The organism is Pseudomonas sp. MUP55 (genome assembly GCF_034043515.1).
GTDB lineage: Bacteria > Pseudomonadota > Gammaproteobacteria > Pseudomonadales > Pseudomonadaceae > Aquipseudomonas.
This window is the reverse complement of sequence record NZ_CP138214.1, coordinates 2,480,716-2,492,437: the sequence shown is the minus strand read 5'-3', so window position 1 is coordinate 2,492,437 and position 11,722 is coordinate 2,480,716. Positions and strand designations below refer to the sequence as shown.

Annotated in this window: 8 protein-coding genes; 7 read left to right on the top strand and 1 reads right to left on the bottom strand. The window is 63.3% G+C overall.

What is annotated here, in order from left to right; genetic code table 11:
- Positions 1-8 precede the first annotated feature (8 nt).
- The 7 genes from SC318_RS11240 (at position 9) to SC318_RS11210 (ending at position 10,623) form a co-directional block, all read left to right on the top strand.
- Complete coding sequence (locus tag SC318_RS11240; protein WP_320430843.1) at positions 9-1,580, top strand: ABC transporter ATP-binding protein; 1,572 nt, start codon at positions 9-11, stop codon at positions 1,578-1,580.
- Positions 1,581-1,656: 76 nt separating this feature from the next.
- Entirely contained in the window at positions 1,657-3,048 is a 1,392-nt protein-coding gene (locus tag SC318_RS11235) for a sigma-54 interaction domain-containing protein (RefSeq protein WP_320430842.1), read from the top strand.
- Positions 3,049-3,343: 295 nt separating this feature from the next.
- On the top strand, positions 3,344-4,735 hold the full coding sequence (locus SC318_RS11230) for a GntP family permease (RefSeq protein ID WP_320430841.1): 1,392 nt from the start codon (positions 3,344-3,346) through the stop codon (positions 4,733-4,735).
- A 7-nt stretch (positions 4,736-4,742) separates the two neighbouring features.
- Positions 4,743-5,516 (top strand): 3-hydroxybutyrate dehydrogenase, encoded by a 774-nt coding sequence (locus SC318_RS11225; RefSeq protein WP_306492730.1) that lies wholly within the window; start codon positions 4,743-4,745, stop codon positions 5,514-5,516.
- Between the two features lie 154 nt (positions 5,517-5,670).
- Positions 5,671-7,623, top strand: coding sequence for an acetoacetate--CoA ligase (locus SC318_RS11220; RefSeq protein ID WP_320430840.1), 1,953 nt, complete (start codon positions 5,671-5,673; stop codon positions 7,621-7,623).
- A gap of 143 nt (positions 7,624-7,766) precedes the next feature.
- A complete protein-coding gene (locus tag SC318_RS11215) occupies positions 7,767-10,304 on the top strand; it encodes a PAS domain-containing hybrid sensor histidine kinase/response regulator family protein (protein ID WP_320430839.1) in 2,538 nt (845 codons plus the stop codon).
- Between the two features lie 43 nt (positions 10,305-10,347).
- Positions 10,348-10,623, top strand: coding sequence for a peptidylprolyl isomerase (locus tag SC318_RS11210; protein WP_003174397.1), 276 nt, complete (start codon positions 10,348-10,350; stop codon positions 10,621-10,623).
- A gap of 119 nt (positions 10,624-10,742) precedes the next feature.
- On the opposite strand, the gene SC318_RS11205 is transcribed toward SC318_RS11210, so the two are convergent.
- On the bottom strand, positions 10,743-11,651 hold the full coding sequence (locus SC318_RS11205; protein WP_320430838.1) for a sugar kinase: 909 nt from the start codon (positions 11,649-11,651) through the stop codon (positions 10,743-10,745).
- Positions 11,652-11,722 lie beyond the last annotated feature (71 nt).

The following is an 11,722-nucleotide window of genomic DNA, read 5'->3' as shown; positions in this document are numbered from 1 at the left end:
GACTGCGTATGAACCTGATCGAAATCCGTGACCTCAGCGTGGCCTTCAGCGGCCACACCGTGGTGCGCAATGTGAACCTGGACGTGCGCCCCGGCGAATGCCTGGCGCTGGTAGGCGAGTCGGGCTCGGGCAAGTCGGTGACCGCCCACTCGATCCTGCAGCTGCTGCCCGAAGCCGGCACGCACAGCACCGGCTCGGTGAAGTATCGCGGCCAGGAACTGATGGGCGCGTCGCCTGCGGCCCTGCAAAAGCTGCGGGGCAACCGCATTGCGATGATCTTCCAGGAACCGATGACCTCGCTGAACCCGCTGCACACCATCGAAAAGCAGATCGGCGAAACCCTGCTGCTGCACAAGGGCCTGGGCGGCAAGGCGGCGCAGGCAAGGATCCTCGAACTGCTCGACCTGGTGGGCATTCAGAAACCCCAGGAGCGGCTCAAGGCCTATCCGCACCAACTCTCCGGTGGCCAGCGCCAGCGGGTGATGATCGCCATGGCCCTAGCCTGCGAGCCGGAGCTGCTGATCGCTGACGAACCCACCACCGCGCTGGACGTGACCGTGCAGCGCAAGATCCTGCTGTTGCTCAAGTCTTTGCAGCAACGCCTGGGCATGTCACTGCTGCTGATCAGCCACGACCTCAATATGGTGCGCAGCATTGCCCAGCGCGTGTGCGTGATGCGCGCCGGCGAGATTGTCGAGCAGGCCGACTGCCAGACCTTGTTCACCGCGCCGCAACACCCCTACAGCCGCCTGCTGCTGGACGCCGAGCCCTCGGCGGAAGTGTTGTGCGGCGAGGAGCGCGAGACGGTGTTGCAGGTGGACGACCTGAGCGTGCAGTTTGCCCTTGGCGGCGGGCTGTTGCGGCGCAAGCGCTACCTGCAGGCGGTGGACGGGATCAACCTCAGCGTGCAACGCGGCAAGACCCTGGGGATTGTCGGCGAGTCCGGCTCGGGCAAGTCGACCCTGGGCCAGGCGATCCTGCGCTTGCTCGACTCCACCGGCAGTATTCGCTTTCAGGGTGAAGCCCTCGACCCGCTCAACCACCGTCAAATGCGCCCATGGCGCAAGCAGATGCAGGTGGTGTTTCAGGACCCCTATGGCAGCCTCAGCCCGCGCATGTCGGTGCAGCAAATCATCAGCGAGGGCCTGGAGGTTCACGCGCCGTGCAGCCTCGACGAACGCGAAGCGCAGGTCATCCAGGTGCTCAAGGACGTGGGCCTTGACCCCGCCAGCCGGCACCGTTACCCCCACGAATTTTCCGGCGGCCAGCGCCAGCGCATTGCGATTGCGCGGGCGCTGGTGCTCAAGCCGGCGTTGATGCTGCTGGATGAACCGACCTCCGCGCTGGACCGTACGGTGCAAAAACAAGTGGTGGCCTTGTTGCGCGAACTGCAGGAGAAATACGGCCTGACCTACCTGTTCATCAGCCATGACCTGGCGGTGGTGCGGGCGATGGCCCACGATATGATCGTGGTCAAGGACGGCAAGGTGGTGGAGCGCGGCCCCAGCCATAGCGTGTTCGAAGCGCCGCAGCACCCCTACACCAAGGAGCTTATGGCAGCGGCGCATATCCCCTTGTAGGCGCGTGCCTCCAGATGCACCGCATTATCGTTGACGACCTTCGCGAGCACGCTCGCGCCTACAGGATTCTGCACGCATGAGTACCAGCCTCAAGGACTACCCACACGTTCGCGGCCTGGCCATTCAGTCGCTGTTCGAGATTATCGAGCAGTCCAGCGAAGGCACGGTGATCGTTGACCGTGATGCGAATATCGTCTGGATGAACGAGCGCTACGCCAAGCGTTTCGGCCTCAAGAGCGCCGAGCAGGCCATCGGCCAACCCTGCGAGCAGGTGATTTCCAACAGCCTGTTGCGCCAGGTGGTGCGCAACGACCGACCGATTCTGCTGGACATCCAGGACACGCCCAAGGGCCCGTTGGTGGTGATGCGCCTGCCGATCCACGACGATGCGGGCGCGGTGATTGGTGCGATCGGCTTCGCGTTGTTCGATGAGCTGCGCAACCTGTCGCCGCTGATCGAGCGCTACCTGAGCATGCAGCAGGAACTGGCGTCCACCCGCTCGTTGCTGCGCTCACGCCAGAGCAAATACAACTTTGCGCATTTTATCGGCACCAGCGCCGCCAGCCTTGAAGTCAAACGCCGTGCGCGGCGCAGCGCCAGCGCCGAATCGCCGGTGTTGCTGCTGGGCGAAACCGGCACTGGCAAGGAACTGCTCGCCCAGGCCATTCACGGCGCGTCGCCGCGTGCGCACAAGGCCTTTGTCAGCATCAACAGCGCAGCGATTCCCCACGACCTGCTCGAAGCCGAATTCTTCGGCACCGCGCCAGGCGCCTTTACCGGCGCGGATCGCAAGGGCCGTCCGGGCAAGTTTCAGATTGCCCAGGGCGGCACGCTGTTCCTCGACGAAATCGGCGATATGCCGCTGCCGCTGCAGAGCAAACTGCTGCGGGTTTTGCAGGAGAAGGAATTCGAGCCGGTGGGCTCCAACGAAATGCTGCACAGCGATGTGCGGGTCATCGCGGCGACCTCCATGGACCTGGAAGCGGCGATCAAGCGTGGCGAATTCCGAGCGGACTTGTACTACCGCCTGAACGTGTTGCCGATCCAGGTGCCGCCGCTGCGGGAACGGCTGGAGGATATTCCGGCGCTGAGCGAAGCCATCCTTGAAGAACTGCGCAGCCAGCATGAACTGGACCGCGAAGCGCTGACGCTGTTGGCGCAGCATGCGTGGCCGGGGAATATCCGTGAGCTGCGCAACGTGCTGGAGCGGGCGGCGTTGCTGAGTGATGACCTGGTGTTGAATGCCGGGGAAATTCGAGCGGCGATTGGCACCTTTACACCGGTTGAGCGCAGTACGGTGATGTTGGTAGAGGCAGAAACGTTCAGCGCCGCCAGGGAGCGCTTTGATCGGCAGGTGATTGGTGCGGCGCTGCAAGCCTGCGGGGGCAATGTGGTGGAAGCGGCGCAGCGGCTGGGGCTCGGGCGGTCGACGTTGTACAAGAAGATGGTGGCGTTGGGGATCGCCTAGTCTCATTAATGAGACTCAAATCCCACTATCAAGACTGACCCCTGTGGGAGGGGGCTTGCCCCCGATAGCAATAGTCCAGTCAATATTTTTGCCCGCTGACCGACCGCCATCGGGGGCAAGCCCCCTCCCACATTTGTTCAGCGCTGGTCTCAAAATTGAGACAAACTCTGAAATCCACTGAGCCAAAAGAATAAATATCTTTTGATTTCAATACGTTAAGTATCTGGCACATATCTCGCTATAGCACCCCTTAACCGCTACCCCCACAAAAATAACAATTCGATGGAGACACACCATGAGTGTGATCATTGCCCTGGCAGCCCTGGCGCTGCTGATGCTGGCTGCCTACCGTGGCTACAGCGTTATCCTGTTTGCCCCGATCGCCGCCCTCGGCGCTGTTCTGTTGACCGACCCGTCCGCTGTCGCACCGGCCTTTACCGGGGTGTTCATGGAGAAAATGGTTGGTTTCATCAAACTGTATTTCCCGGTGTTCCTGCTCGGTGCGGTGTTCGGCAAGCTGATCGAGCTGTCGGGGTTCTCGCGCTCGATTGTCGCCGCCGCGATTCGTTTGCTCGGCACGCGTCAGGCGATGCTGGTGATCGTGCTGGTCTGCGCCCTGCTCACCTACGGCGGCGTGTCGCTGTTTGTGGTGGTATTTGCGGTGTACCCGTTTGCCGCGGAGATGTTCCGCCAGAGCAATATTCCCAAGCGCCTGATCCCGGCGACCATCGCCCTCGGTGCGTTCTCGTTCACCATGGACGCCCTGCCCGGCACGCCGCAGATCCAGAACATCATCCCCAGCACCTTCTTCAACACCACCGCCTGGGCGGCGCCTTGGCTGGGGCTGATCGGCACGATCTTCGTGTTCTGTGCCGGCATGCTCTACCTGTCGCGCCAGCGCAACAAGGCCCAGCGCGCGGGTGAAGGCTATGGCACCGAGCTGCGCAACGAGCCGGAGACGGCCGAGAACCTCACGCTGCCCAACCCATGGGTCGCGCTGTCGCCGCTGATTCTGGTGGGGGTGATGAACCTGCTGTTCACCCACTGGATCCCGCAGTGGTACGGCAAGACCCACAGCCTCAGCCTGCCGGGCATGAGCACCCCGGTGACCACCGACATTGCCAAGCTCACCGCGATCTGGGCGGTGCAGGCGGCGCTGCTGGTGGGGATCATCGTGGTATTGGCGTGCGGTTTTTCGGCGATTAAAAGCAAACTGGCCGAAGGCAGCAAGAGTGCGGTCAGCGGCGCGCTGCTGGCGGCGATGAACACCGCCTCCGAATACGGGTTTGGTGCTGTGATCGCCTCGCTGCCGGGGTTCCTGGTACTGGCGGACTGGCTCAAGGGCATTCCCAACCCGCTGGTCAACGAAGCCATTACCGTGACCCTGCTGGCGGGCATCACCGGCTCCGCGTCCGGCGGTATGAGCATCGCCCTGGCCGCGATGTCCGAGAGCTTTATTTCAGCGGCCCATGCGGCCAATATCCCCCTTGAAGTGCTGCACCGGGTGGCGGCCATGGCCAGCGGCGGCATGGACACCCTGCCCCACAACGGCGCGGTGATCACGCTGCTGGCGGTGACCGGGTTGACCCACCGCGAAGCCTACAAGGATATTTTCGGCATCACGATCATCAAGACCCTCGCGGTGTTCGTGGTGATCGGTACTTTCTACGCCACCGGCATAGTGTGAGGTTTTCATGACGACATTGAACGGCAAGACCGCCCTGGTCACCGGCTCCACCAGCGGCATCGGCCTGGGCATTGCCCTGAGCCTGGCCAAGGCCGGCGCCAACCTGATCCTCAACGGCTTCGGCGATGCCAGCGCGGTGATCGCCCAGGTGCAGGCGTTTGGCGGCAAGGTCGGGCATCACCCGGCAGACGTCAGCGACCCGGCGCAGATCGCCGAGATGCTGGCCTATGCCGAGCGCGAGTTCGGCGGCGTGGACATTCTGGTCAATAACGCCGGCATCCAGCACGTGGCGGCGGTGGAAGACTTTCCGGTGGAGCGCTGGGACTCGATCATCGCCATCAACCTGTCGTCGGTGTTCCACAGCACGCGCTTGAGCCTGCCGGGCATGAAGGCCAAGGGCTGGGGGCGGATCGTCAATATTGCCTCGGTGCACGGCCAGGTCGGCTCGGTGGGCAAGGCGGCCTATGTGGCGGCCAAGCACGGGGTGATCGGCCTGACGAAGGTGGTGGGCCTGGAAACCGCGACCAGCAACGTGACGTGCAACGCCATCTGCCCGGGCTGGGTGCTGACGCCGCTGGTGCAGAAGCAGATCGATGATCGCGCGGCCAGCGGGGTGGACCCGCAGCAGGCGCAGCATGATCTGCTGGCGGAGAAACAGCCGTCGCTGGAGTTCGTGACGCCACCGCAGTTGGGTGAGCTGGTATTGTTTTTATGCAGCGAGGCCGGCAGCCAGGTACGGGGCGCGGCGTGGAATATCGATGGTGGCTGGTTGGCCCAATAACCCCAGACACTGGAGATCAAAATGTGGGAGGGGGCTTGCCCCCGATAGCAGTGGGTCAGGGCCACATGTGCCAGCTGCGAAGCCGCCATCGGGGGCAAGCCCCCTCCCACATTGGAACTGTATTGTCTGGAAGAGAAGAACAAGAGAATCCCCAATGTCCGACATCCTTTGGCAACCCTCCCCAGAGCGCATCGCCAACACGCGCATGGACCAGTTCCGCCGCTACATCAATGCCCGCCACCACCTGCAGCTGCGCGACTACCCTGCCCTGCACCAGTGGAGCATCGACCAGCGCGCCGACTTCTGGCAGGCCATTGTGGCGTTCTTCGACGTGCAATTTCGCAGCCCGCCCAGCGCCACGCTGGTCGAAACCGGCGAAATGCCCAGCGCCCAGTGGTTTCCCGGCGCCACCCTGAACTTCGCCGAACACTTGCTGCGCCGTCGCGACGAGCACCCGGCGGTGGTTGCCATCAGCGAAGACGGCCAGCGTGAGCAACTGAGCTACGCACAACTGGCCGAGCACGTCGCCGGCCTGCAAACAAGCCTGCGCGCGGCCGGTGTCGGCAAAGGCGACCGGGTGGCGGCGTGCATGCCCAACACCTGGCAAACCCTGGTCGGCATGCTCGCCACCACCAGCCTCGGCGCGATCTGGTCGTGCTCCTCCCCCGACTTCGGCACCCAGGGCGTGATCGATCGTTTCGGCCAAATCGAGCCCAAGGTGCTGATCACCTGCGCCGGTTATCGCTACGCCGGCAAGGCCATCGACCAAAGCGCCAAACTCGATGAAATCCTTAAGCGGCTGCCGTCTCTGGAACAGTTGATCATCGTGCCCTACGCCCGCCCTCAGGCGCAGGTCGAGGATTATCGAACCCAGGCACGGGTAGCGCTGTGGAACGACTTCTACCAACCCGGCGGCACGCCCGAGTTCGTCGCGGTGCCCTTCGATCATCCGCTGTATATCCTCTACTCCAGCGGCACCACCGGCGTGCCCAAGTGCATCATTCACGGCACTGGCGGCGTATTGCTCACCCATCTCAAGGAACACGGCCTGCATGCCGACCTGTCCCGCGAGGACTGCCTGTTCTACTACACCACCTGTGGCTGGATGATGTGGAACTGGCTGGTGTCGGTGCTGGCCCTGGGCGCCACGGCGGTGCTGTATGACGGTTCGCCGTTTCATCCCGGGCCGCAGCGTTTGATCGACCTGATCGACGCCGAACGCATCAGCGTATTCGGCACCAGCCCCAAGTTCCTCGCCACGCTGGAGAAGGCCGGGCTGCAACCGCGCCTGACCCATGATCTGCGCAGCCTCAAAGGCTTGATCTCCACCGGGTCGCCGCTGTCGCCCCAGAGCTACGACTACGTGTACCGCGAGATCAAGGCCGAGCTGTGCCTGTCGTCGATGTCCGGCGGTACCGACATCGTCTCCTGCTTCGTGATCGGCAACCCGGTGCTGCCGGTGCGCCGTGGCGAAATGCAGTGCAAGAGCCTGGCCATGGCCATCGAAGTGTGGGACGACCAGGGCCGCCCACTGATCGGTGAAAAAGGCGAGCTGGTGTGCACCCGGCATTTCCCCGCCATGCCTATCGGGCTGTGGAACGACCCACAACAAAAGACGTTGCGCGCCTCGTATTTCAGCCAGTTTCCCGGCGTGTGGGCCCAGGGCGACTACGCCGAACAGCGCCCCAACGGCAGCCTGCTGATCCATGGCCGCTCCGATGCGGTGCTCAACCCTGGCGGCGTGCGCATTGGCACCGCCGAAATCTATCGCCAGGTGGAAAAAGTCCCGCAGGTGCTGGAAAGCCTGGCCATCGGCCAGCGCTGGCAGGACGATGTGCGGGTGGTGCTGTTCGTGCGCCTTGAGGACGGTGTCGAGCTGGATGAGGCGCTGCAGCAGCAGATTCGGCAGGTGATCCGCGCCAACACCACGCCGCGCCATGTGCCGGCGAAGATCCTTGCGGTCAGCGATATTCCGCGCACCATCAGCGGCAAGATCGTCGAATTGGCGGTACGCAACGTGGTGCATGGGGAACCGGTGAAGAACACCGATGCGCTGGCTAATCCCCAGGCACTCGAACACTTTCGCGACCGCCCCGAGCTGGCGTGACAGAGCAAAGCTTTGGGCCCTGATGCGCCGTTTTGAAGAAAACTTGAAAATGCATGCTATTTTTCGAGGTAGCCACCCGTTGCGCTGTCTTGGGATAATGGGTGTTGTCATTTTTTTTCAAAGCGTGATGCGTAGGGCTTTTTATGAATGGAACATCCACCGGTAGCGAAGCCGCTGCAATGATCCAGCGGCTGGACTGGGCGCAAAGCCCCCTCGGTGAGGCCAATGATTGGCCGCAAAGTCTGCGCACCGCCGTGGATATCGTGGTGCACTCGCCCATGCCGATGCTGCTGCTCTGGGGCGAGCAGCTCACCCAGCTCTACAACGATGGTTTCGCCCTGCTGGCCGGCAACAAGCACCCCGATGCATTGGGCCAGCCGGTCCATACCACCTGGCCGGAACTGCAAAGCTTCGCCGCGCCGATCTACGACGCGGTGCTCGGTGGCCAGGTGCGCACCTTCAGCGAGCAGCGTTTCGTGCTGCAGCGCAACCACCGCGACACTGAAATCTGGCTCGACCTGACCTACAGCCCGGTGCGCGATGAAAGTGGCCGCGTGGCCGGGATCCTGGTCACCGCCATCGAAACCAACGAGCGACGCAGCAAAGCCCTTGAACTGCAACAGCGCTCCGAAGACAGTCTCAAGGCCCAGCACAGCACCGAGCAACGTCTGCAGCTTGCCCTGGCGGCGACCGACGCGGTGGGCACCTGGGACTGGGACATCGGCGAAGACCGGTTTATCGCCGACGCGCATTTCGCTTACCTGCATGGCGTCGACCCGACTCAATCCAGCCTGCTGCCCATCAGCGCCTACCTGCTCGGCGTGCATCCCGAAGACCGCGGCATGGTCACGCGCAGCATCAAGCATTGCATCACCTTCGGCACCGAATACGCCGAGGAATACCGCCTGCTGCAGGCCGACGGCCAGGTGCGCTGGGTGTTTGCCCGTGGCCGTTGCTACAAGGATGCGCAAGGTCGCCCGGCACGCTTCCTCGGCGCCGCGCTGGACCTCACCGAGCGCAAGCACACCGAGCAGGCGCTGCGTCAAAGCCAGACCGAGCTGCAACTGATCATCAACGCCATGCCGGTACTGATCGGCTACGTTGACCACGAGCAGCGCTTTCGCCTCAATAACAGCGCCTACCTCGACTGGTACGGCAAGACGCCCCAGGAGCTGTACGGCAAGACCATCCGCGAAGTGCTGGGCGACGACGTGTATGCGGGGCGCGAAGACAAGATCGCCGCCGCGCTCAACGGCAAGGCCTGCAGCTTCATGACGGTCACGCCGCATCGTGACGGGCGCGCACGCCATGCGTTGATGAAGTACCTGCCGCGCTTCAGCAATGACGGTTCGGTCAACGGTTTCTACATCTTTGTGATCGACGAGACCGAACGCAAACTCACCGAAGAAGCCCTGCGCCATCTCAACGAGAACCTCGAAGAACGCGTGGCCCAGCGGACCCAGGCGCTGGCCGAGGCGAACCAGCGCCTGCAGAACGAAATGTTCGAACGCGAGCGGGCCGAAGACGCCCTGCGCCATGCGCAGAAAATGGAAGCGGTGGGCCAGCTCACGGGCGGTATCGCCCACGACTTCAACAATATGCTCACCGGCATCATCGGCAGCCTCGACCTGATGCAACGCTACATTGCCGACGGCCGCAGCGAGGACATTGGCCGCTTCGCCAATGCCGCCGTGGCCTCTGCCCACCGCGCCGCTGCCCTCACCCATCGGCTGCTGGCGTTCTCGCGGCGCCAGTCGCTGGACCGCCGCCCCACCGACCCCAACCAGTTGGTGGCGTCTCTGGAAGACCTGTTCCGCCGCACCAAGGGCGCGCACATCGAGCTCAAGGTGCAACTGGGCAAGGACATCTGGCCGGTGAACACCGACGCCAGCCAGCTGGAAAACGCCCTGCTCAACCTGGTGATCAATGCCCGCGACGCCATGCCCGATGGCGGCGAACTGCTGATCGAAACGGCCAACAGCTACCTCGATGGCACCGACATCACCACCCTGGAGCCGGTCATGGCCGGTGACTACGTGATGCTCGGCGTGAGCGATAACGGCAGCGGCATGGCGCCGAAAATCCTGGCCAAGGCCTTCGACCCGTTCTTCACCACCAAACCCATCGGCCAGGGCACCGGCCTGGGCTTGTCGATGATTTACGGCTTTGCCCAGCAGTCCGGTGGCCATGTGACCATCCAGAGCGAACCGGGCCAGGGCACCTGCGTGCGCCTGTACCTGCCGCGCCTGCATGGCACTGCACTGGAAAGCAGCCTGCCCGTCAGCCTGACCGAGGCGCCGGTGGCCCTGGCCGGCGAAGCGGTGGTGGTGGTCGAGGACGACCCGGCGGTGCGCATGCTGGTGGTCAATGTGCTCGACGAGCTGGGGTACACCGCGCACCAGGCCGCGGACGCGCGTACGGCGCTGCCGTTGCTGGAATCGGACTTGCGCGTGGACCTGCTGGTCACCGACGTCGGCCTGCCAGGCATGAACGGTCGGCAACTGGCGGAAATCGCCCGCCAGCATCGGCCGGGTTTGCGCGTGCTGTTCATGACCGGTTACGCCGAAAAAGCCGCCGAGCGCCAGGGCTTCCTGGAACACGGCATGGACATGGTGGCCAAGCCGTTTTCGATTGACCTGCTGGCGACCAAAATCCGCAGCATGATCGGCGTCGATGCCTGAGTTCAGGCATAATCGCGCGCCGACGCACACCTGGTAGAGATGAATGAAAGCCCAAGCCCGTCATATCCTGGTGAAAACCAGTGAAGAAGCCGAACAGCTCAAACAGCGCATCGCCAAGGGCGAAGCCTTTGATGTGCTGGCCAAGAAGTACTCCACCTGCCCGTCGGGCAAACGCGGTGGAGACCTGGGTGAAGTGCGGCCGGGGCAGATGGTGGGGGCTATTGATGCGGTGATCTTCAAGAAGCCAGTGAAGGTGGTTCACGGGCCGATCAAGAGCAAGTTTGGGTATCACCTGGTGCAGGTGTTTTACCGCGATTGAGGGTTGTCTTTAGATCGCCATCGGGGGCAAGCCCCCTCCCACATTCGGCTGCATTCCTTCAGTTAAAGCGCGGTTAACTGTGGGAGGGGGCTTGCCCCCGATCCGCCGCAGGCGGCCATTCACCTCTTGGGGATCAAGGCCCCAGGCACCTGGATGACCTGGCTCGCCAACCGATGCCCAGCCAATGCCGCCTGCGCAGGCGACCCACCCTGGAGCCGACTGGCCAAGTACGCTGCACTGAACGAATCGCCGGCCGCTGTGGTGTCCACCACCTTCTCCACCTTTAACGCCGGCACGGCAAAGCGCTCGCCTGCGCAGCGAATCAGGCACGCGTCCGCGCCGCGCTTGAGCACCACTTCTTCGATCTGCGGATACGCCGCAAACACCTGTTCATCGTCTTCATAGCCAAACAGTGCGCGCTCGTCGTCTTCAGTCAGCAAGGCGATGTCCACCGCTGCCAACACCTTGCGATACGCCACCCGCGCCGCCTCGACGCTGGCCCACAAACGCGGCCGGTAATTGTTGTCGAACACCACCTTGGCGCCGCGATCACGGGTTTCTTTCAGGGCTTGCAGCAAGCGCTCGCGGCCGACTTCGCCCAACACCGCCAGGGTGATACCGCTGAAATACACCAGGTCATAGCCCGGCAAAGCGGCCAGGATCGGCTCGGCGGCCGGCGTGGTGAAACAGTCGCGCACCGCGGCTTCGTTGCGCCAATACAGAAATTTGCGCTCGCCGTTGGCGTCGGTCTGGATGCAGTACAAACCCGGCAGGCGTCCGGGCAAACGTTGCACCATGCCCAGACCCAGGCCTTCGTCGGCCCACTGCTGGCACATGGCATCGCTGAAGCTGTCATCGCCCAACGCCGTGACATAGTCAACGGTGCCGATATCGCCCAGCTCGCGGCGCAGGTACACGGCCGTATTCAGGGTATCGCCGCCGAAGCTCTGGTGCAGGCTGCCATCGGCGCGGTGTTGCAGTTCGATCATGCATTCGCCGATGAGGGCGATGCGGGGTTGGCTGTTCATGGCTGCTGTCTCGGTGGGGCTGGTGGACTCATCGGGGGCAAGCCCCCTCCCACAGGGAAATGCATGCAACA

Excerpts from the sequence above, each read along its gene's own strand:
- SC318_RS11210 (WP_003174397.1), top strand. The coding sequence starts at position 10,348 with ATGAAAGCCCAAGCCCGTCATATCCTGGTGAAAACCAGTGAAGAAGCC.
- SC318_RS11225 (WP_306492730.1), top strand. The coding sequence starts at position 4,743 with ATGACGACATTGAACGGCAAGACCGCCCTGGTCACCGGCTCCACCAGC.
- SC318_RS11205 (WP_320430838.1), bottom strand. The coding sequence starts at position 11,651 with ATGAACAGCCAACCCCGCATCGCCCTCATCGGCGAATGCATGATCGAA.
- SC318_RS11215 (WP_320430839.1), top strand. The coding sequence starts at position 7,767 with ATGAATGGAACATCCACCGGTAGCGAAGCCGCTGCAATGATCCAGCGG.
- SC318_RS11240 (WP_320430843.1), top strand. The coding sequence starts at position 9 with ATGAACCTGATCGAAATCCGTGACCTCAGCGTGGCCTTCAGCGGCCAC.
- SC318_RS11235 (WP_320430842.1), top strand. The coding sequence starts at position 1,657 with ATGAGTACCAGCCTCAAGGACTACCCACACGTTCGCGGCCTGGCCATT.
- SC318_RS11230 (WP_320430841.1), top strand. The coding sequence starts at position 3,344 with ATGAGTGTGATCATTGCCCTGGCAGCCCTGGCGCTGCTGATGCTGGCT.
- SC318_RS11220 (WP_320430840.1), top strand. The coding sequence starts at position 5,671 with ATGTCCGACATCCTTTGGCAACCCTCCCCAGAGCGCATCGCCAACACG.